This is a genomic window from Gordonia humi (assembly GCF_014197435.1).
In the GTDB taxonomy this organism is placed as follows: domain Bacteria; phylum Actinomycetota; class Actinomycetes; order Mycobacteriales; family Mycobacteriaceae; genus Gordonia; species Gordonia humi.
The window spans coordinates 3604492-3625156 of sequence record NZ_JACIFP010000001.1; the positions used below are offsets into that span (position 1 = coordinate 3604492).

The window sequence follows — 20665 nt, forward strand, 5'->3', positions numbered from 1 at the left end:
CGACAGCTAACGTAGGGGTATGACGCAGCAGATCACAGTCTCCGACGAGTACACCGGCAACGTCTCCCCCGACGGCGACGACCAGCAGAACAAGGCGCAGCGCCGCGATCTCGACAACGCCACGGTCGTGAAGCTGTCCGTCGGTCCGATGGACAACAACGTCTACGTCGTCACCGACAAGGCCACTGGCGACGCGCTGCTGATCGACGCCGCGAACGATGCGGGGGTGCTGCTGGACCTCGCCGAACAGATCCCCGGCACCGTCAAACAGATCGTCACGACCCACGGCCACTTCGACCACTGGCAGGCGCTCGACGAGGTGAGCACCGGACTCGCCGTCCCCCACGCCGTGGGGACCGCCGATGCGGGCGACCTCCCGGTGACCGCCGACCGGCTCCTGTCCGACGGCGACACCGTGGTCGTCGGCGAGCTGACGCTCGACGTGATCGGCATCGTCGGCCACACGCTCGGCTCCGTGGCCCTGGCCCTCACCGAGCAGTCCGGTCGCGTCCACCTCTTCACCGGCGACACCCTTTTTCCCGGCGGTGTCGGAAAGACCTGGCAGCCGGGCGACTTCGAAATCCTCCTCGGCGACGTCGAGACCAAGTTCTTCGGCCGCTACGGCGACGACACCGTGGTCTACCCGGGCCACGGCAAGGACACGACGCTGGGCGCCGAGCGCCCCGGTCTGCCGGAGTGGCGCGCCCGCGGCTGGTGACCCGCCGGTCCGCCGGTGTCCGGGGACGGCCGCTGTCGGCCGTCTCCTATCGGACTCATCAGTCCCAGTAAGGTCGACCTCGACGGCGCGTTCGTACCGACAGCGGTAGTTCGGCGCACGCGGTGTCGTCCTGTTCGACGAGACGAAAGGTATTCACCATGATTCTTCGACGAATCGCCCGACCGCTTCTCGGCGTTGCGTTCATCACCTCCGGCGTCGAGGCCGTCCGGTCCCCGTCCGGCCCCGCACGCACCGCGGAGCCGTTGCTCGACTCCGTGCCCGCGAACACCGAGACGGTCATCAGGGCCGCCGGTGTCGTACAGGTCGGTGCGGGCGTCGCGCTCGCCGTGGGAAAGGCTCCTCGTCTCGCGTCGACGGTGCTCGCCGGAACCCTGGTCCCGACCACCGTGTTCGCCAGCGACTTCTGGAACGAGTCCGATCCGGCGCGTAAGAGCGCCAAGCAGACCGAGTTCGTCAAGAACATCGGACTGTTGGGCGGAGCGCTCCTGGCGTCCGCGGACACCGAGGGCCGACCCTCGCTCGGCTGGCGTGGCCGCCGTGGCCTCGTCCGGACACGAGACGCTGTGGCCGACGCGCTGCCCAGCCGCTCCGAGTCGTCGCACCGTTTGAACGAGGCCGCCGACCGCGCCGAGCACTGGGCGCACGACGTCGCCGATCGTCTACCGGTCGACGCCGTCGCCGATCGTGCGGCACACTACGCCGACGCCGCGCGGTCGCAGGCCTACGACGTGGCCTCCACCGTGGCCGACCGCGCTCCGGGCGTCATCGACTCGGTGCGGGACCACGCGGAGTCTCTGGCATCGGAGATCGCCGACCGGGCACCTGACGCCGCGACGCGGGCGCGTGAGCTCGCCGAGGAGTCGGGGAAGAAGGCCACCCGACGAGTCTCTCGACTGCGTAAGCAGCTCACCGCCTGACTCTGCGCACGAATCGACGTCGGGGCCACGACCGAGCGGTGCTCGGTCGTGGCCCCGACGCCATCGTGCAGACGCCGGTAATATGGAACGACTGTGAGCGCGCCACACCCCCATTCCACTGAAGATGCTGCTCCGGACCCTCGTCTGTCCGAAGAGCAGGTGCACCTCGATGCCGTCTATTCCCGCCTCGACCGGATGCGCACGACGACGCGTCGTCGCCTGAACGAGACGCTCCGAGAGTCCGCGGGAACCCCGCAGGCGCTGTCCGAACGCGAATCGTACGAGCGGATGTACAGCGACGAGCTGACCAAGATCGACGCGGCCGAGCACAACCTGTACTTCGGTCGACTCGACATGACCGACGCCGCCGACGACGACGAGATCCGACGCATCGGCCGGATCGGCATCCTCGACGACGACGACCGCGACACCACTCTGCTCCTGGACTGGCGCGCACCGCTGGCGCGGCCGTTCTACCTCGCCACGCCCGCCGCACCCGAAGACGTCGAGCGTCGCCGTCACATCCGCACCCGCTCACGAGCGGTGCGCAGCGTGTCGGACGAGTACCTGCTGTCCGGGAAGATCGACGACGACGCCACCGGAGCGAATGTGGTCAACGAGTCGGCGTTGGTGGATGCGCTGAACGCGGCGCGCACCGGCGAGATGACCGACATCGTCGAGACCATTCAACGCGAGCAGGACGAGATCATCCGGTCCGTCCACCGCGGCGTCCTGGTGGTCCAGGGCGGACCCGGCACCGGCAAGACCGCCGTCGCCCTGCATCGCGCGGCATATCTGCTGTACACGCACCGCGATCTGCTCTCGCGCAGCGGTGTGCTGATCCTGGGCCCCAACGAAGACTTCCTCTCCTACATCGGGCAGGTTCTGCCGTCCCTCGGCGAGACCGGCGTCCTGCTCTCCACCGTCGCCGATCTATTCCCCGACGTCACCGCACGCGGTCACGACTCCCGCGAGGCGACCGCCATCAAGGGCGACCAGCGCATGCTGAACGTGCTGCGCGCCGCCGTACGCGGCCGACAGTCGTTGCCGGGCAAGGGATTGGTCACACACTTCGACGGCTATGAGCTCCCCATCGACGCCGAGACCATCAAGGTCGCGCGAGCGCACGCACGATCGACCCGCCGCGCACACAATCTGGCGCAGCGCGCATTCCTACGCGCCGCACTCGACGAGTTGGCCGCCGTTCACTCCCGACGTATCGGGTCCAGCGAACTCGACGGCTCCCAGCTGCTCACGGCGGCCGATCTGGAGGACATTCGCGCCGAACTCGAAGCCGATCCGCACGTCGTCGAGGCGCTGACCGAGTTCTGGCCCACGCTGACTCCCCAGGGCGTGCTCCGCGACCTGTACGACGACCCGACATTCCTGCGGAAGTCGACGCGCGGGTGGACCGACGCCGACCGCGCGGCGTTGTACCGACCGGCGCGTCCCCTTCGCGGCGACGCGGATCTCGCCCCGGGCGACGTTCCCCTCCTCGACGAACTCGCCGAGCTCATCGGCTATCGCACGGACGAGGCCGACCGAATCAATCAGGCGCGCTGGCGCCAGCAGCTCACCGAGGCGCAGGACGCCCTCGACATCCTGACCGGATCGGCGCCACAGGACCTCGAGGACGAACTCGATCCCGAGATCCTGATGGCCTACGACCTGATCGACGCCGAGCAACTCGCCGAACGACAGGTCCACACCGAACGTCGGACCACTGCGGAGCGCGCCTACGAGGACCGCACCTGGACGTTCGGGCACGTGATCGTCGACGAGGCGCAGGAGCTGTCGTCCATGGCGTGGCGCATGGTGATGCGTCGTATCCCGAACCGCTGGATGACTGTCATCGGCGACACCGCTCAGACCGGCGACGCGGCGGGCAGCACGTCCTGGCGCGAGGTGTTCGAGCCGTACGTCGCACACCGGTGGCGCCTGCACGAGCTGACCGTCAACTACCGCACGCCCGCGGAGATCACTCACTACGCCAACCGCGTGCTCGCCTGGATCGACCCCGATCAGGAGCCGCCGACGTCGTTGCGGTCCAACGGGATCGAGCCGTACGCGGTGTCCGCCGGCGATCCCGCCGAAGCCGTGGCCGCGCTGGTGGCCGGTCACGACTGGCATGGACTGACCACCGTCATCGCCTCGGACGAGACCGCCGACGGCCTCCGCGAACGCCTCGTCGGGCTCGGCTGCGACGTGTCCGTCCACGCGATCACCGCGGCCAAAGGGCTCGAGTTCGACTCGGTGGTCCTCGTCGAACCCGCCGACCTCGTCGCCGAGTCGCCACGCGGCTACAACGACCTCTACGTCGCATTGACGCGTGCGACGCAACGGCTCGTCGTGATCCATGCGAAGGCGCTGCCGCCGGACCTGGCGGACATGCCCCACCCCGTCTGACACGCATCGGGGCCGCAGACGCGTCGAGCGGAGTCGAGACCCCGAGGTCTCGACTCCGCTCGACGGCCGACCCTTAGGTGGTGTGAACGATCAGAACGTCGCAGGCGGCCTTGCGGGCGACGTCCGCGGGCACCGAACCGAGCAGCCGGCCCGCGATCGAGTTGAGACCGCGGTTGCCCACGACGAGCAGGTCCGACTGGACGTCGACGACGAGTTGCAGAAGCGCGTCGACCGGCGCGCCCTGCACCGCCCGCTGAACGACGGTGGTGGCGCCCGCGCCGAGGGCATGCTCCTTCGCGGTACGCAGAATCTCTTCGGTGGGCGAGGATCCCATCACCTGGTAGGCCTCGTCGCGCAAGGTGTCGGAGGCCCCGGCGGCCGCCTTGCCGTCGTTCGGGAAGTAGGCGCACGCGATGACGACGGTCGCGTCACCGGCGATCGCGCCGGCCCGCTCGACTGCCTTCAGCGACGATTCCGACCCATCGGTGCCGACCACGATGGTCGAGTATCCGCTCATGTGTGAGTTCCCTCCAGGTGTTGTCATCGGGTCCGGCCGCGACCGGTGTGGCGCGCGAACCCATTTCCGTCACCGAACATACCCTGTCCCGATACCCAATCTGTGCTGGTTCGTACCCACTGTCACAGAGAATTCAGTGCGTACGACGATGAAAGCCGCGTCACTTGATGCCAGCCGCGTCCATTCCTCGCAGTTCCTTCTTCAGATCGGCGATCTCGTCGCGAAGACGACCGGCGAGCTCGAACTGCAGATCGCGCGCCGCGTTCATCATCTGATCGGTGAGCGACTGCACCAGTTCGGCGAGCTCCGCGCGCGGCATCGCCGATGTGTCGCGCTTCTCGTAGACGCCGGAGCTCACCGACTTCGACACCTCGCCCTGGGCGCGGCGTCCACGGCTGGCGTTGCGGCCGGAGCCGCCGACTTCCACCGAGTCGTCCGCCTCGGCGTACACCTGGTCGAGGATGTCGGCGATCCTCTTCCGCAGCGGCTGCGGGTCGACGCCCGCCTCCTTGTTGTAGGCGATCTGCTTCGCGCGCCGACGCTCGGTCTCGTCGATCGCGTTCTGCATCGAGTCGGTGATCTTGTCGGCGTACATGTGGACTTGACCGGACACGTTGCGCGCCGCGCGACCGATCGTCTGGATCAGCGATGTGGTGGAGCGCAGGAAGCCCTCCTTGTCGGCGTCGAGGATCGCGACCAGCGACACCTCGGGCAGGTCGAGTCCCTCGCGCAGGAGGTTGATGCCGACGAGTACGTCGTACTCCCCCGACCTGAGCTGCCGGAGGAGTTCGACACGACGGAGGGTATCGACCTCCGAATGCAGGTACCGGACGCGGATCCCGAGTTCGAGGAGGTAGTCGGTGAGGTCCTCGGACATCTTCTTGGTGAGTGTGGTGACCAGAACGCGCTCGTCGCGGTCGGTGCGTTCCCGGATCTCGTGGACGAGGTCGTCGATCTGCCCCTTCGTCGGTTTGACGACGATCTCTGGGTCGAGCAGACCGGTCGGTCGGATCACCTGTTCGACGAACTCGCCGCCCGACTGCCCGAGCTCGTAGGCGCCCGGTGTCGCCGACAGATAGACGGTCTGTCCGATGCGGTCGGCGAACTCGTCCCAGGTGAGTGGTCGGTTGTCGACGGCCGACGGCAGCCGGAAGCCGAATTCGACGAGGTTGCGCTTACGCGACATGTCGCCCTCGTACATGGCGCCGATCTGCGGCACCGTCACATGCGACTCGTCGATCACAAGAAGGAAGTCGTCGGGGAAGTAGTCGATCAGCGTCGCGGGCGCCGACCCGGGGCCGCGCCCGTCGATGTGCCGCGAGTAGTTCTCGATACCCGAGCAGAAGCCGACCTGGCGCATCATCTCCAAGTCGTACGTGGTGCGCATCCGAAGCCGCTGCGCCTCGAGCAGCTTACCCTTCGCCTCCAGGTCGGCGAGGCGTTCCTCGAGTTCCTTCTCGATGCTCGCCATGGCCTTCTCCATGCGCTCGGGGCCCGCGACGTAGTGGGTGGCCGGGAAGATGCGCAGATTGTCGACCTGGCGAACGACGTCGCCGGTCAGCGGGTGCAGATAATAGAGCGCTTCGACCTCGTCGCCGAAGAACTCGATCCGCACCGCCAGCTCCTCGTACGACGGGATTATCTCGACGGTGTCTCCGCGCACCCGGAATCCGCCGCGGGTGAACGACATGTCGTTGCGGGTGTACTGCACGTCGACGAGGAGTCGGAGCAGCGCATCGCGATCGATGGTCTCCCCGACGCTCATCTCGATCGACCGGTCCAGATACGACTGGGGCGTACCCAGACCGTAGATGCACGAGACGGACGCGACCACGACCACGTCTCGACGCGACAGCAGATTCGACGTCGCCGAATGTCGGAGCCGCTCGACGTCGTCGTTGATCGAGCTGTCCTTCTCGATATACGTGTCGGTCTGGGCGATATACGCCTCAGGTTGGTAGTAGTCGTAGTACGAGACGAAGTACTCGACCGCGTTGTTGGGCAGCATCTCCCGCAGTTCGTTCGCCAACTGCGCGGCGAGCGTCTTGTTCGGCGCCATCACGAGCGTCGGTCGCTGCACTCGCTCGATGAGCCACGCGGTGGTCGCCGACTTGCCCGTGCCGGTCGCGCCGAGCAGGACGATATCCTTCTCCCCCGCCGTGAGTCGCTGTTCGAGATCGGCGATCGCCGTCGGCTGATCGCCCGCCGGTTCGTACTCGCTGACGACCTCGAAGGTGCCGTCGGTCCGCTCGATGTCGCCGACCGGACGGAACTCCGAATGCGCGATGACGGGTTTCTCCGCGGGAAATGCCATGACATCAGGGTAGAACGTGCCACCGACAATTCCATTCCCAGCCGATCACCAGGTTCTAGTGCTGCAATGGACCCCGACCGACCGTCAGCCCCGTTCGTCAGGAGATCCCATGCCCGACCTCGCGCCCGCACCCGCGTCACCGAGCCTCGCCCGCCGCACCGTCCTCGTCGCAGCGCCGATCACAGCCGTCGCGCTCGGCGCTGCGGCCTGCGGCGGCAACGATTCGAACGCCCCGGCATCGGACGCCCCGGCCGCGGACACCTCGTCCGGTACGGCGCTCACACCGACGGCGAAGGTCCCGGTCGGCGGCGGTGTGGTCGTCGGCGACGTGGTCGTGACGCAGCCTGTCGCCGGAACGTTCGAGGCGTTCTCGACGACGTGCCCGCACATGGGGTGCGCGGTGGCTCCGAAGGACGGCGACCTCGTCTGTCCGTGTCACGGCAGCGAGTTCGGACTCGACGGCTCGCTCGTCCAGGGCCCGGCGACCACGGGTCTGACGCCGGTGCGGGTACAGGTGCGGGACGCCGACGTCGTACGGGCCTAGGCTCCCCGGGCCGGGGCGCCGGATCCCGGCCGCGGGTCGCGCGCGAGGCGTTAGAGTCGAGCCATGACTGCTCCCGGCAACGCCGCGGCCCATGTCCACCCGCCGAAGACGGAGGTCTTCGACGTCCCGGCGATGACGAACACCGACAACAAGGGATTCGTGCGCCCGGTCGACGACTACCGGGAGACCGCGTACGGACTCTACATGTCGCGCACAGCCGACCATCCGCGCTTCTCCCACCTCGAAGTATGGTTGCTTCCCGCCCTCGGCCTGCGCGCCAACGTCTTTCACTTCACCGGTGGCTACCGGCCGAACCAGTGCCTCTACCTCGACGTCGGCCGCTTCCACGGCCCCGACGAGCACGGACGGTGGCATTCGGTCGACTGGTACCTGGACCTGGTCGACGAGGCCGATCGGCCGCTGCAGTTGATCGACGTCGACGAGATCTTCGCCGCCCACGCCGTCGGCCTGCTGACCACCGCCGAATGCGAAGAGGCGGTGTCGATCTCGGCACGCGCCCTCACCGGCGCGACGGCCGCGGGCGACGTGTCGGCATGGCTCGACGCACAGGTCGGCGAGCACCTCACCTGGCTCGATCGGCGCTGAGACTGGCCGGTCCGAGTCCCGGCGGGCGCTCCAGCGAAACCGACTTCTAGCTCGATCAGATGACACCACCGCATGCAGCGACCTGATCACTGTGCAAAAATTCATCGACATTTCTCACGCTCCTCACAGGAAGTGGATCGACGATGACGACGCCTCCCCCACCCGGCGGGACCGGCCGGCCGGAACAGCCGAACAACGCGGGCAATCCGTTCAGCCCGAATGCCGGTGACGGCCAGTACCCGACCTACGGTCAGCAGACCCCGCAGCAACAGCCTCCGGCTCAGGGCCAGACCGGCGCGCAGCAGCAACCCGCCTACGGTCAGCAGCAGCCCCAGGGCCACGGTCAGCCGCCGCAGCAGGGCTACGGTCAGCCCCCGGCCTACGGTCAGCCCCAGCAGGGCGGCGGACAACCGCCGACCGGCGGGTACGCACCGATTCCCGGGACTCCCGGCTACCCGGCCACGCCGCCGCCGGGAAACGGCACCGGCCAGACCATCACCCGAGCGGTCCTCGGTGTGGCCGCGCTCGTCGTCGTGCTGATCGTCGCCCTGTTCGTCTGGTCGCCGTGGAGTAAGGACGACGGGAAGTCGGTGAAGTCGACGGCCGTGGGCTCCTGCATCGATGTCACCGAGGCCGAGGGCATGAACGTCGAGACCAAGGCGATCGAGTGCGACGACACGAGCACCGTGTCGTTCATCGTGGGCGCGAAGCTCGCCGACAAGGACGCGTGCGTCGCGGCCGGTCTGAGCTACTACGTGACCGAGTACGGTTCGGCGGCCAGCGACGACGTCCTGTGCCTGATGCCGAACTTCCGCAAGGGCGAGTGCTACAGCGAGTCGTCGTTCAGCGTCGGCCTCGGACTCGAGACCGTCGCGTGCACCGAAGAGTCGACGATCTCGAAGACCGTCTTCAAGATCACCGAGCGCGTCGACTCGAAGACGGTTCCCAACTGCACGGACCCCGAGCAGGATCAGGTGCTGGCCGCGAAGATCGAGTCCGATCCCGCCCGTGAGATCGGGTTCTGCGCCCGCATCCTCGGCGACGGCGCCTACTGGCAGTAGCACCGATACGGCGAAGGCCGGCCCCCAGTTCCGAACTGGGGGCCGGCCTTCGTCGTACGATGCGCCTCAGCCGACGAGCGCGGCCTCCTTCGCATCGGCATAGGTCTCGGCGGCCTCGTCGGTGGTGTCGACCTGCGGCGGCGAACCGTTGAGCGGCAGCCCCGCCGACTCCTTCAGATACTTGACCGCGACCAGGCCGATCACTCCGCTGACCATGAGGATGAAACCGGGCACCAGTGTGTTGTCGGTGGCCTTCACGATCGCCTCGGTGTAGAGCGGCGTCGTACCGCCGAACGCCGACACCGCGATGTTGAAGCCGATCGACAGCGCACCGTAGCGCACGGACGTCGGGAACAGCGCGGGCAGCGTGGACGCGGTCGGAGCCGCGAAGCACGCCAGCACGACACCGAACACCACACACGCCACGGCGGGCGCCCAGATGCCCTCCGAGCGGAACAGCATGAAGCACGGGACCGCGACGATGATCTGCATGACGGCTCCGAAGGCGAACACCGGGCGACGCCCGATCTTGTCGCTGAGGGCGCCGACGCCGACGATGATCAGCACCACGACGACCATCGACGCGAGAACCAGGAGATCGGCGCTGAGCTGACTGCGTCCGATCACATCGGTGAAGTACGTGGGCAGATACGCGGTGATCATGTAGTTGGTCACGTTGTAGAGAAGGACCAGACCGATGCAGATCAGGAGCGGCCGCCAGAAGCGGACGAAGATGGTGCCGATCTCCCGGCCCGCGCTCTCGTTCTGCTTCATCTTCGCTTCGTGGTCGTCGAGCTGCTTGCGGAAGGCGGGGGTGTCCTCGAGCTTCATCCTCAGGTACAGACCGATCAGCCCCATCGGGCCCGCGATGAAGAACGGAATGCGCCAGCCCCAGTCGATCATCGCCTCCTCGCCGAGCCAGCCGTTGAGCACGGTGACCGTCAGCGAACCGAGCGAATAGCCGACGAACGTGCCGAAGTCGAGCCAGCTGCCCAGGAAGCCGCGGCGACGGTCCGGCGAGTACTCGGCGATGAACGTCGTCGCACCCCCGTACTCCCCGCCCGTCGAGAACCCCTGCACCATGCGGGCGATCAGCAGGAGGATCGGCGCCCAGATGCCGATGCTGGCGTACGACGGGATGCAGCCCACGAGGAAGGTGCCGACCGCCATCATGATCATGGTGGCGGCCAAGACCTTCTGCCGTCCGATCTTGTCGCCGAGCGGACCGAAGAAGAGACCGCCGAGCGGTCGGACGACGAATGCCGCGGCGAAGGTGGCGAAAGTCGCCAGCAGCTGCGCACTCGACGAGGCGTCCGGATAGAAGACCTTTCCGAGCGTCGCGGCGAGGTAGCCGTACACACCGAAGTCGAACCACTCCATCGTGTTGCCGAGCGCCGAAGCGGTGATCGCCCGCTTGAGCATCGGCTGGTCGACGACGGTGATGGATTCCTCCGTCAGCGGTGGTTTACGGCGGATCAGAGCCGCGAGGGCGCGCAGCCTCGATTCTGCGAGCCCCTGCGAGGCCCTGCTGAACAATCGCGTCGTTTGATCGTTCCGTTGAACATTCGACATGAATTTCAGCTTTACACAGACGACCGCACTCTATTCGGGCAACACCTTCGACACTCCCGCTATTTCCGAAATGCCGTGCGACTATGTGTGATTCACGAATATTCCGATGGATGCGGAACGAGTCTCCGTCGCTGTTCGACGGTTCGGTCACAAACCGCCCACTCGCGACGAAACACCGTCGAGCAGCACGGCGAGGCCGATCTCGAAACCGTCGACACCGCTGCCGGGCGCCTCGTAGCGCTCGCCGACCGCCGTGCCCACTCTCCCGGCCAGCGGGAACTCCGACGCGGGCATGACCGACGCCAGTTCGGGGCCGACCACCTGCCACCATTGCGCATCGCTCATCGCTCCGACCGCCTCCGCCCCGAGCGCACTGCGGGCGCTGCCCGCGGCATACGACTCCAGCAGCGTCACGAGAGCGTCGCGTTCGACGTCGTCGATCGGCAGCCCTTCGAACAGCGTCAGCTGCGTCTCGTACCGGCGGAGCCGCCCGGGGCCGAGCACATCACGCCACCCGGACACGTCCATGAGCCACGGATGCGTCAGATACTCCTCACGCCGTGCGCGGACCACCGCGGCCAGATCCGCCCGCAGGTCGCCGACCGCCCTCGGAACCGGCGTCCGCAGTGCGACCGCGTCGACCATGAGTCCGACCAGCACCTCGCGGGTCGGCACATAGGTGTAGACGCTCATCGCGCTCACTCCCAACTGTGCCGCGAGGGCTCGCACGGTGACCGCCGTCAACCCGCGGTCGTCGGCGAGACGGACCGCGGCATCGACCACGTCGTCGACGGTGAAGCGTTGCCTCGGCCCCTTCTTCGCGGCTGTCGAATCCGCACCCCGCCCCCGCCACAACAGCCGCACCAGCGCGCGAGCCTCGTCCTCGGGCGTCATGGCACCTCTTCTCCGCGTTATGTACACTGTGCGCGTACTCCGTACAACGTACAACATCGAACTGGCGATAAGGACGAGTCCTGAGTCTCGAAGTCACGTATCTGCCCGATCTCCATCAGTTCGCCGTGTGGGCGTCACATCGCCCGGACGATCCGAAACGATCCACCGTCGTCCGTCTGGCGACTCCCGTCGACGGTGCGCTCGCCGCGCGTGATGTCCGATGCGACGTCGTGGACGTCACGGGCCTGCCGAACCGAAAGGCTCCGTCGAAGTCGCTGAGCGCCTGGCGCGAGTTCGTCGCGGGCGGAGCGCCGACCGCACTGCCGATCGCCGCCCACGCCGACGTCGATCCGACCGGCACCGCGGTGACCTCGGCCGACTATGCGAGGTCCGCCTTCGTCGAAGCCGAGTCCATCCGCACGGCGCTCGACGACATCGACGCCGAACTCCGCCCGTATCAGGTGGCCGGCGTCGCCTGGATGCTGCGCACCGTCGCCGTCCACGGCGGCGCGCTCCTGGCCGACGAGATGGGACTGGGCAAGACACTGCAGACCATCGTCGCGATGTCCCGGCTCGGCGACGGGCCGCATCTGGTGGTCTGCCCCACCAGTCTGATCTCGAACTGGCGTCGCGAGATCGCCCGCTTCGCCCCGAACCTGGCCGACCGCGTCACGGTGGTCTCGTACGCGCGGCTGCGGCTGTCCGCCGACGAACTGGCGAGAACTCGGTGGGCCACTGCGGTCTTCGACGAGGCCCACGCGTTGAAGAATCCACGCACCCAGGTCGCTCGCGCGGCTCGCGGTCTCGACGCCGACGCCCGTATCGCGCTGACCGGCACCCCCATCGAGAACTCGCTCGACGACCTGTGGGCGGTGCTGCGGGTCGTGACGCCGTCGATGTTCCCGGTGCGCGCGGTGTTCCGGCGACGGTTCACCAAGGCCGTCGCCTCCGGCGACACCGCGGCGATCGGTCGGCTCCGAGCCGCGGCCGCCCCGGTGATGCTGGCCCGCACCAAGGACCACGCGGCCGGAGCGTTGCCGCCGAAGATCGACAATCCGATCCTGTGCGACCTGTCCGACGAACAGGCTCGCGTATACGACGACGCTCTACGCCGAGCCGCCGACGACGGCTTCGGCAGCGGACTCGCCCGGCACGGCCGGCTCCTCGCGGTCCTCACGACGCTCAAACAGATCTGCAATCATCCGGACCTGACGGGCGCCGTGGACTCGCCCGACGTCGGCCGGTCCGGAGAGCTCGGCCGGTCCGGAAAGCTCGACGTTCTCCTCGACATCCTCGAGTCCAACGTCGCGGCCGACCGCCCGACGCTCGTGTTCACCCAGTACCGCCAGACCGGCGAGATGCTCGCCGCGGCGGCGTCCGAGATCGTGGGTGAGAACGTCCCGTTCTTCCACGGCGGGCTGTCGGTCGAGGAACGCGGCGTCGTCACCGATCGATTCCAGTCGGGCGACGGACCACCCGTACTCGTGATGAGTCTCAAAGCGGGCGGCTCCGGTCTGACCTTGACACGCGCATCCGACGTGGTCCACTTCGACCGATGGTGGAATCCCGCGGTCGAGGCCCAGGCCACCGACCGCGTGCACCGCATCGGGCAGGACCGACCGGTCACCGTCACCACGCTGACCACGGCGACCACCCTCGAGGAGCACATCGACGCGATGCACCGTCGCAAGGCGATGCTCGGCGTCCACGCCGACGACGGGTCGATCGTGTCCGATCTCGCCGCCCTCGACGACGAGCGGCTGCTCGACGTCCTTCGACGACACCGGGAGGCCTGATGGGCGCCGATTTCGGATTCACCGCATGGGGACGCGATGTGGTGCGCATCGCCGAACCCGTCTCCGCGCGCACACCCAACACGTCGGCGCCGCGGGCGCGGAGCATCGCCCGCAATGGCGGGGTGACCCTCGACCGGAGCGGCCGCCAGATCACCGCGCGCATTCATCGGGGCTCCGAGGCCTCGGTCGCACACCTGGAGTTCGCCGCACCGGATCCGGGCGCCGTCGCCGCGCTCCGCGAGGAGACGGGGTCGCGTACCGAACCCGACGACGCGGTGCACGCCGCGCTGCGCACGCGTGGGCTGCTTCCCGCACTCGCTCTCGAGGCGGCCGACTGCTCCTGCCGCGCACGGACGACGATGTGCGTGCACGTCCTCGCCGCGGTGTACGCGGTCGCCGCACTGGTCGATCATGAACCGGCGACGTTGTTCACGCTGTTGTCGGGGAGCGGCGCCGAGGTCCCCTCCAATGGTCCGACGCCACGGTGGACGCCGATCGCCGCTCTGGACGTGCGGGACTATTGGACGGCGCGGTAGCCCGCTGCCGCCGATTCGTCCGATCGACCCCATGGAACTCTCCACCGCATGGGGCACGTCGGACATGACGCCCGCGGGCCACTCGGCCCGATGACCGTTCCGTCCACCGGTCGTGCCGTTTCGGTCACGACTCTTCTCGTCGCCGCCGACTGAGCGACGGTCCCCGACTGCGCGACCTACGTGACGCGGCCGCCGATGGTCTCCACGATCCGAACCGGCCCACCGCGGACGCCGCGGTTCTGCGGCGAGGTGATCGGCGCGCCCGCAGTCGCGCGCAAGTGAGACCTGTGCGCGGAGCCGGCCTCGCAGGGCCGCCGGAGTCGCGCACAGGTCCCACTTGCGCGATTCGAGTCAGGCGGGACGCACCGTCACGCGGACGCCGCGGCCCGGATCGGCGCTGCCGTGTACACGGCCGTCGCCGACGGTCGAGACCGGCGGGAAGCCGCCGACGGAGAGCGGCCGTGCCAGTGCGCCGGCGGCCGCGTCGTCGGCGACGGTCACGGTCATCTCCAGGATCGGTCGGTCCGGATCGCCGTCCGACGAGGACGTCCCCGTGTGCTCGATGCTCTGCGCGCCCGCTCCGGCCAGCGCCCACAACCGGTTGACGACGCGCGCGCCGAGGATCGACCGGTCCGGATCGTCCGCGGTGTAGGGCAGCACGGGATCGACGGCACGACCGGCACCGACGTTGTCCCGGAACGGGACCAGCCGCTCAGTCCACGCGCGCAACGCCGCGGCGGCGAGGTCGTCGGTGGTGCCGGAGTTGTCGAGCCACACGTCGGCGACGGCCCGTCGCTGGTCGTCGGAGGCCTGCGCGGCGATACGTCGGCGGGCGTCGTCGGCGTCCATCCCGCGGGAGTCGCGGAGGCGCTGCAGCCGGACGTCGGCATCGGCGTGGACCATCACGACGAGGTGGTAGAACGGCGCCATATTGCCCTCCACCAGCAGGGGAACGTCGTGCAGGATGATCGCGTCCTCGGGGGCGGCGTCGGTCAGCTCCTGGGTGCGCGCCCCGATGAGGGGGTGGGTGATCGAGTTGAGGAGTTTGCGATTGTCCTCGCTGGCGAATGCCTTCGCGGCCAACGCCGGGCGGTCGAGAGCGCCGTCACCGTCGAGGACGTCCTCGCCGAACGCGTCCGCGAGCTGCGCGAGTCCGGGCGTTCCCTCGGCGACGACCTCGCGGGCGATCTCGTCCGCGTCGATGTGGTACGCGCCGTGGGCGATGAATGTCCGGGCGACGGTTGATTTGCCGGCGCCGATGCCGCCGGTCAGGCCGATTCTGATCACGCTTCCACTGTGTCAGATCGCCCCGACCGGCGGGCGGGTCACACGCCGACCGGCTCACCCTGCGCGGCTTCGCGCTCCTCGACCAGGGTCAGCGCGATGTCGACGATCATGTCCTCCTGGCCGCCGACGAGACGACGCTCACCGCAGACGGTCAGGATGTCGCGCACATCCAGTTCGTATCGCTTGGCCGCGGCCTCGGCGTGACGCAGGAACGACGAGTAGACGCCCGCGTAGCCGAGGGTGAGGGTCTCGCGGTCGACACGGACCGGCCGGTCCTGCAGCGGCCGGACGATGTCGTCGGCGGCGTCCTCGAGCGCGTTGAGATCGCAGCGGTGCTCGAAGCCCGAGAGGTTCGCGACGGCGACGAACGGTTCGATCGGGCAGTTGCCCGCGCCCGCACCGTGTCCGGCGAGTGACGCGTCGACGCGATACACCCCGTTCTCGACGGCGACGACGGAGTTGGCCACCGACAGCGACAGGTTCTCATGCGCGTGGATGCCGATCTGGGTGCCCTCGTCGAGGACGTCGCGGTAGGCCTTGATCCGCGCGGCGACGTCGTTCATCGTGAGACGACCGCCGGAGTCGGTGACGTACACGCAGTGCGCACCGTACGACTCCATCAGCTTGGCCTGGCCGGCGAGCTTCTCCGGCTCGGACATGTGCGAGAGCATCAGGAAGCCGGAGACGTCCATGCCGATCTCGCGGGCCGCGGCGATGTGCTGTGCGGAGACGTCGGCCTCGGTGCAGTGCGTGGCGATGCGGACCGAGCGGACGCCGAGGTCCCAAGCGCGCTGGAGTTCTTCGACGGTGCCGACGCCGGGCAGCAGCAGGGTGGTCAGACGAGCGTTCTTCAGGACGCTCGCCGCGGCCTCGATCCACTCCCAGTCGGTGTTGGATCCGGGCCCGTAGTTGACCGATCCGCCGGCCAGACCGTCGCCGTGCGCCACCTCGATGGCGTCGACGCCCGCCTCGTCGAGCGCGGACACGATGCGTTTGACGTCGTCGGTGCTGATCTGGTGACGGATGGCGTGCATTCCGTCGCGCAGCGTGACGTCCTGCACGAAGATCGGGGTGCCGCCGGGATTCTGTGTCTGGTGGGCGCTCATGCGATGGGCTCCTTCTCTGCGGCGAGGGCAGCGATCCGCTCGGCGTACTGCATGCCCGCGGAGGTCATGATGTCGAGGTTCCCCGCGTAGGCGGGGAGGTAGTGCGCGGCGCCCTCCACTTCGAGGAACACCGAGACCTGGTGTGTGGGAGCCGATTCCGGTTCTTCCGTCATGAGGGTCTCGATGGTGGCGCCCTCGGCGATCGGGTTGATCTGCACCTTCTGCTTGAGGCGGTAGCCGGGAACATACGCCGACACGTCGGCGACCATCTTCTCCACCGAGTTGCGGATCTGCTCCTGCGTGTCCAGATCGGGTGCGTCGACCAGCGCGTACACGGTGTCGCGCATGATCAGCGGAGGCTCCGCCGGGTTGAGGATGATGATCGCCTTGCCGTTGCGGGCGCCGCCGACCTGTTCGATGGCCCCCGAGGTGGTCTCGGTGAACTCGTCGATGTTGGCTCGGGTGCCGGGGCCCGCGGACTTGGAGGCGATCGACGCGACGATCTCGGCGTAGGCGACGGGGGCGACGCGCGAGACGGCGGCGACGATCGGGATGGTCGCCTGGCCACCACAGGTCACCATGTTGACGTTCTGTGCGTCGAGGTGATCGTCGATGTTGACCGCCGGGACCACGTACGGGCCGATCGCCGCGGGCGTCAGATCGATCATGCGTTTGCCCAGCGGCTGCAGGATCGACGCGTTGTGCTCGTGTGCCTTGGCCGATGTCGCGTCGAAGACGATCTCGATCTCGTCGAAGTTCGGCAGCTTGATCAGTCCGTCGACCCCCTCGGCGGTCGTGGGTACGCCCATGCGCGCGGCGCGCGCCAGGCCGTCCGACTCGGGGTCGATGCCGACCATCGCACCCATTTCGAGGTGCTTGGAGTGGCGGATCACCTTGATCATCAGGTCGGTGCCGATGTTGCCGGAGCCGATGATGGCGACCTTGGTGCGGCTCCCGCCGCCGGGGACGCCTGCAGTCTTCTTACTCATGTGCGTTTCCTTCACTGAACTTCGCGGTGACCGTGCCGAGACCGGTGATCTCGACGGTCACCTCGTCGCCGGATTGCAGCGGCCGCATGGGGCCGAGAGCGCCGGACAGGATCACCTGTCCCGCGCGGAGGGGTTCGCCGAAGTCGCGGGCCGACGTGGCCAGCCACGCGACGGCGTTGAGCGGGTCGCCGAGGCAGGCGGCGCCGTCGCCGGTCGAGACCTCGTCGCCGTTGATGAGCATCCGCATGCCGACCTCGACGGGCGCGAACTCGTCGAGCGTCTTGCGGTCGGTGCCGAGGACGTAGACGCCGGACGACGCGTTGTCGGCGACGGTGTCGGCGAAAGCGATGTCCCAGTTGTCGATTCGACTGTCGCAGATCTCGATCGCGGCCACCGCGTAGTCGACCGCGTCACGGATCTGTGCGATGTCGAGGGGACCGTCGGCGAGGTCCTTCTTGAGGACGAACGCCACCTCGGCCTCGGCCTTGGGCTGCAGGAGGCGATCCATCGGCACCTCGTCGCCGTCGGTGTAGTCCATATCGTCGAAGAGGACACCGAAGTCGGGCTGGTCGACGCCCATCTGGTCCTGGACGGCCTGTGACGTGAGACCGATCTTGCGCCCGACGACGGTGCGACCGTCGGCGAGGCGGCCCGCGGTGAGTCGTTCCTGGACGCGGTAGGCGGCGGCCAGGTCGACGGGGCCGATGAGGTCGCGCACGGGGGTGCACGCGGTGCGGGTCTGGAGGGCCTGGAGGAGTCGGTCGGCCGCTTGCGCCTCGGCCGCCGTGGAGTCGGTGGTGGTCGTCATGTGACCATGTTCACCGGCGGGGCGCACCCAACGGAAGCATTACGTCTCACTCAGCGATACGGTGCGTAGAATCATCATCGTGACCAGCGAGTACTCCGGCGTTCCCGACACCGTCATCGGCAAGGTGATGCTGATCCTGCACGCCTTCGAGGTCGACGACCACGACCTTCCGCTGGCCGAGATCGTCCGCCGGACCGGGCTGCACAAGGCGACGGTTCACCGTCTCGCGCGTGAACTGGTCGAGGCCCGGATGCTCGATCGGACCGAGATCGGCTACCGCCTCTCGGGCGGTCTGTTCGAGCTCGGCATGCGAGCGTCCGTCGAGCGGAGCCTGTTGGAGATCGCGATGCCGTTCCTGCAGGATCTCTATGCGCGGACCCGCGAGACCGTGCACCTCGGCGTCCTCGACGGCCACGAGGTGCTCTACGTCGCGAAGATCGGCGGGCACCGTCAGGCGAGTGCGCCGTCGCGCACCGGCGGACGGATGCCGTTGCACTGCACCGGGATCGGGAAAGCCCTACTCGCCCACTCCGATGTCGAGCTCCGGCAGGAGGTCCTCAGCGCGCCGCTCGCCCGTCGTACGCCGCGCACCATCATCGCCCCGGGTCTGCTCGCCGCACACCTGGACACCGTCCGCGAGAACGGCATCGCCTTCGAGTACGAGGAGTCCACGATCGGCATCGCCTGCGTCGCCGCCCCGATCCTGGACGTCGGCACTAACGACGCCGTCGCCGCCGTCAGCGTCACCGGCCCGCTCACCCGCTACCGCCCCGAACCGCACGCCGACGCCGTCCGCGCCGCAGCCACCGGAATCGCGGCGACGCTGCATCGCCGGCGCGCGCTGCAGAACTGACCGCATCCGCGGCACCCCGCGACTTTCGCGGCACCCGAGAATGCCGCCGATGTCGGCGGATGCCGCGAGTACGGCGGGGCTCCAACGCGCCCCTCCCGGTGCATCGCCGAGAGACCGCGCGTCTCGGCGTGTTCGACGGGCGGGAAGCGGTGTACGTGCGACGGCGACGCACCGACTCTCTCGTGATGCGAGTGAGGCCCGGCTCCCCCGCTCAAGGGGAACCGGGCCGGCCACGTCGCGGCGAGATCAGGCGGCAGACGCTTCATCCACCTGCGTCGCCGACGCGGAGGGCTCGGTGCGCCGGAACAGAATCACCGCGCTGACCAAGCTGATCAGGCAGATCGCGATGAGGTACACGGTCACCCCCGCCGACCCGTCGGACTCCCCGACCAGTGCCGACGAGATGATCGGAGCCAGACCGCCGCCGAGGATCGCACCCAGTTGGAGGACCAGAGAGGTGCCGGAGTAGCGCACCGCCGCGGGGAAGGTGTCGGCGATGATCGCGCCCTGCACACTGTGCGTCACCGGAATGATCAGGCCCATGCCGAGGAACGCGACCGCCGTCAGCACGGCACTTCCGGTGTTCATCATCGGCAGGAAGAGAACACACCAGATCAGCAGCGCGATCGACCCGCCGACAAACATCGTGCGGCGTCCGCTCCGGTCCGCAACGCCGGTCCACCAGGGGATCGTCGCGAACCAGATCACCGCGGCCACCGAGACACAGACGATGAGGAACGATCGGTTGTAGTCGAGCTGTTTGGTCCCGTACGACAACGTGAAGACCATGAAGACGTAGGCAACGGCGGAATTCGCCACCATCAGACCGAGAGTGAGACCCATCCGGACCACGCCGACGCGGAGCGCCTCTCGAAGGGGAAACGTCTCGACCTTGTGGTGACTGACCACCTTGCTGAACGACGGCGACTCCTCGATGTGCAGTCGGATCGCCAAGCCCACGGCGACGAGCACCCCGCTCAGCAGGAACGGGATACGCCATCCCCAGGCGTCGAAGGCGCCGCTGGGCATCAACGCGTTCGTGGTCAGGAAGACGATGTTCGCCAGGACCAGGCCGGCGGGTGTTCCCATCTGCGGGAACCCGGCGTACAGATTGCGCTTGTCGGCGGGCGCATGCTCCATCGACATCAAGGTCGCGCCCGCGCCCTCGCCACCGAGACCGATGCCCTGCACCACGCGCAGCAGTACCAGGAGGACCGGCGCCCAGACACCGATGCTCGCATAGTTGGGCACGACGCCGATGAGCGTGGAGGCGATGCCCATCATGAGCAGCGAGACGATCAGCGTGTTGCGGCGGCCGACGCGGTCACCGAAGTGGCCGAACACGAGGCCACCGATCGGGCGCGCGACGAAGCCCACCGCGAACGTGCTGAACGCCGCGAGCGTGCCGGCCGCCGGACTGAGCGACGGGAAGAACTGCTTGTTGAAGATGAGCGCTGCGGCGGTGCCGTAGAGGAAGAAGTCGTACCACTCGAGGGTGGTGCCGACGAGCATCGCCGAGGCGACGCGACGCCTCGCCTGCTGATCGGACAGCGCCCGGCCGTGGTGATTGGTGGTCATCGGAGAGCCTTTCGATGTGCTGGATGCCGAGACGATCTGGATGCCGAGACAATTTGGATGCCGAGACAATGAGGACGGGCGCTGCGTGCGGGCAGCACCGATCACCGCCGAGGCCGACGTGCGCGAAGCGCATGACCGCGGA

At 68.1% G+C, this 20665-nt stretch carries 18 protein-coding genes; 9 read left to right on the plus strand and 9 right to left on the minus strand.

Annotated features, from left to right (window positions below; translation table 11 throughout):
* The first annotated feature begins 19 nt into the window (after nucleotides 1-19).
* The 3 genes from BKA16_RS16565 to BKA16_RS16575 all read left to right on the plus strand — a co-directional run bounded on the left by BKA16_RS16565 (nucleotide 20) and on the right by BKA16_RS16575 (nucleotide 4062).
* Nucleotides 20-718, plus strand: a complete 699-nt coding sequence (locus BKA16_RS16565; protein ID WP_183371712.1) for an MBL fold metallo-hydrolase — start codon at nucleotides 20-22, stop codon at nucleotides 716-718.
* 158 nt (nucleotides 719-876) lie between these two features.
* The gene (locus tag BKA16_RS16570) at nucleotides 877-1656 is read left to right on the plus strand and encodes a DoxX family protein (protein WP_183371713.1); all 780 of its coding nucleotides are present in this window, start codon (nucleotides 877-879) and stop codon (nucleotides 1654-1656) included.
* A 93-nt stretch (nucleotides 1657-1749) separates the two neighbouring features.
* Nucleotides 1750-4062: an ATP-binding domain-containing protein gene (locus tag BKA16_RS16575; RefSeq protein WP_183371714.1), complete on the plus strand. Its 2313-nt coding sequence runs from the start codon at nucleotides 1750-1752 to the stop codon at nucleotides 4060-4062.
* 73 nt (nucleotides 4063-4135) lie between these two features.
* Here the strand turns inward: BKA16_RS16575 and BKA16_RS16580 are convergent, their stop codons facing one another.
* Both BKA16_RS16580 and uvrB read right to left on the minus strand, forming a co-directional pair.
* Nucleotides 4136-4579: a universal stress protein gene (locus BKA16_RS16580; protein ID WP_183371715.1), complete on the minus strand. Its 444-nt coding sequence runs from the start codon at nucleotides 4577-4579 to the stop codon at nucleotides 4136-4138.
* 160 nt (nucleotides 4580-4739) lie between these two features.
* Nucleotides 4740-6893: an excinuclease ABC subunit UvrB gene (uvrB, locus tag BKA16_RS16585; RefSeq protein WP_183371716.1), complete on the minus strand. Its 2154-nt coding sequence runs from the start codon at nucleotides 6891-6893 to the stop codon at nucleotides 4740-4742.
* A gap of 109 nt (nucleotides 6894-7002) precedes the next feature.
* On the opposite strand from uvrB, the gene BKA16_RS16590 reads away from it, so the two are divergent.
* The 3 genes from BKA16_RS16590 (at nucleotide 7003) to BKA16_RS23665 (ending at nucleotide 9104) form a co-directional block, all read left to right on the plus strand.
* A complete protein-coding gene (locus BKA16_RS16590) occupies nucleotides 7003-7437 on the plus strand; it encodes a Rieske (2Fe-2S) protein (RefSeq protein WP_183371717.1) in 435 nt (144 codons plus the stop codon).
* Between the two features lie 63 nt (nucleotides 7438-7500).
* Nucleotides 7501-8043: a ribonuclease FAU-1 family protein gene (locus tag BKA16_RS16595; protein WP_183371718.1), complete on the plus strand. Its 543-nt coding sequence runs from the start codon at nucleotides 7501-7503 to the stop codon at nucleotides 8041-8043.
* A 143-nt stretch (nucleotides 8044-8186) separates the two neighbouring features.
* A complete protein-coding gene (locus BKA16_RS23665; RefSeq protein WP_221247654.1) occupies nucleotides 8187-9104 on the plus strand; it encodes an LppU/SCO3897 family protein in 918 nt (305 codons plus the stop codon).
* Between the two features lie 66 nt (nucleotides 9105-9170).
* Here BKA16_RS23665 and BKA16_RS16605 read toward each other — a convergent pair whose 3' ends face one another.
* Both BKA16_RS16605 and BKA16_RS16610 read right to left on the minus strand, forming a co-directional pair.
* Nucleotides 9171-10676 (minus strand): MFS transporter, encoded by a 1506-nt coding sequence (locus BKA16_RS16605; RefSeq protein WP_183371719.1) that lies wholly within the window; start codon nucleotides 10674-10676, stop codon nucleotides 9171-9173.
* Nucleotides 10677-10823: 147 nt separating this feature from the next.
* Nucleotides 10824-11570, minus strand: coding sequence for a TetR/AcrR family transcriptional regulator (locus tag BKA16_RS16610; RefSeq protein WP_183371720.1), 747 nt, complete (start codon nucleotides 11568-11570; stop codon nucleotides 10824-10826).
* 125 nt (nucleotides 11571-11695) lie between these two features.
* Between BKA16_RS16610 and BKA16_RS16615 the strand changes: the two genes are divergently transcribed.
* Nucleotides 11696-13366, plus strand: a complete 1671-nt coding sequence (locus tag BKA16_RS16615; RefSeq protein WP_343067481.1) for a DEAD/DEAH box helicase — start codon at nucleotides 11696-11698, stop codon at nucleotides 13364-13366.
* On the plus strand, nucleotides 13366-13902 hold the full coding sequence (locus BKA16_RS16620) for a hypothetical protein (RefSeq protein WP_183371721.1): 537 nt from the start codon (nucleotides 13366-13368) through the stop codon (nucleotides 13900-13902). The genes BKA16_RS16615 and BKA16_RS16620 overlap by 1 nt, the downstream gene beginning before the upstream one ends.
* 351 nt (nucleotides 13903-14253) lie before the next feature.
* Here BKA16_RS16620 and coaE read toward each other — a convergent pair whose 3' ends face one another.
* From coaE to BKA16_RS16640, 4 genes are read right to left on the minus strand one after another with little or no spacing between them, the layout of a single operon-like run.
* Entirely contained in the window at nucleotides 14254-15189 is a 936-nt protein-coding gene (gene coaE, locus BKA16_RS16625) for a dephospho-CoA kinase (RefSeq protein ID WP_183371722.1), read from the minus strand.
* A 38-nt stretch (nucleotides 15190-15227) separates the two neighbouring features.
* On the minus strand, nucleotides 15228-16295 hold the full coding sequence (gene dmpG / locus BKA16_RS16630) for a 4-hydroxy-2-oxovalerate aldolase (RefSeq protein ID WP_183371723.1): 1068 nt from the start codon (nucleotides 16293-16295) through the stop codon (nucleotides 15228-15230).
* Complete coding sequence (locus BKA16_RS16635) at nucleotides 16292-17284, minus strand: acetaldehyde dehydrogenase (acetylating) (RefSeq protein ID WP_183371724.1); 993 nt, start codon at nucleotides 17282-17284, stop codon at nucleotides 16292-16294. Before BKA16_RS16635 ends, dmpG begins: the two co-directional genes overlap by 4 nt.
* Complete coding sequence (locus tag BKA16_RS16640) at nucleotides 17277-18092, minus strand: 2-keto-4-pentenoate hydratase (protein WP_183371725.1); 816 nt, start codon at nucleotides 18090-18092, stop codon at nucleotides 17277-17279. The genes BKA16_RS16635 and BKA16_RS16640 overlap by 8 nt, the downstream gene beginning before the upstream one ends.
* 127 nt (nucleotides 18093-18219) lie before the next feature.
* Between BKA16_RS16640 and BKA16_RS16645 the strand changes: the two genes are divergently transcribed.
* The gene (locus BKA16_RS16645) at nucleotides 18220-18945 is read left to right on the plus strand and encodes an IclR family transcriptional regulator (RefSeq protein WP_183373134.1); all 726 of its coding nucleotides are present in this window, start codon (nucleotides 18220-18222) and stop codon (nucleotides 18943-18945) included.
* A gap of 246 nt (nucleotides 18946-19191) precedes the next feature.
* Here the strand turns inward: BKA16_RS16645 and BKA16_RS16650 are convergent, their stop codons facing one another.
* Nucleotides 19192-20523, minus strand: a complete 1332-nt coding sequence (locus tag BKA16_RS16650) for an MFS transporter (protein ID WP_183371726.1) — start codon at nucleotides 20521-20523, stop codon at nucleotides 19192-19194.
* Between the last annotated feature and the right edge of the window lie 142 nt (nucleotides 20524-20665).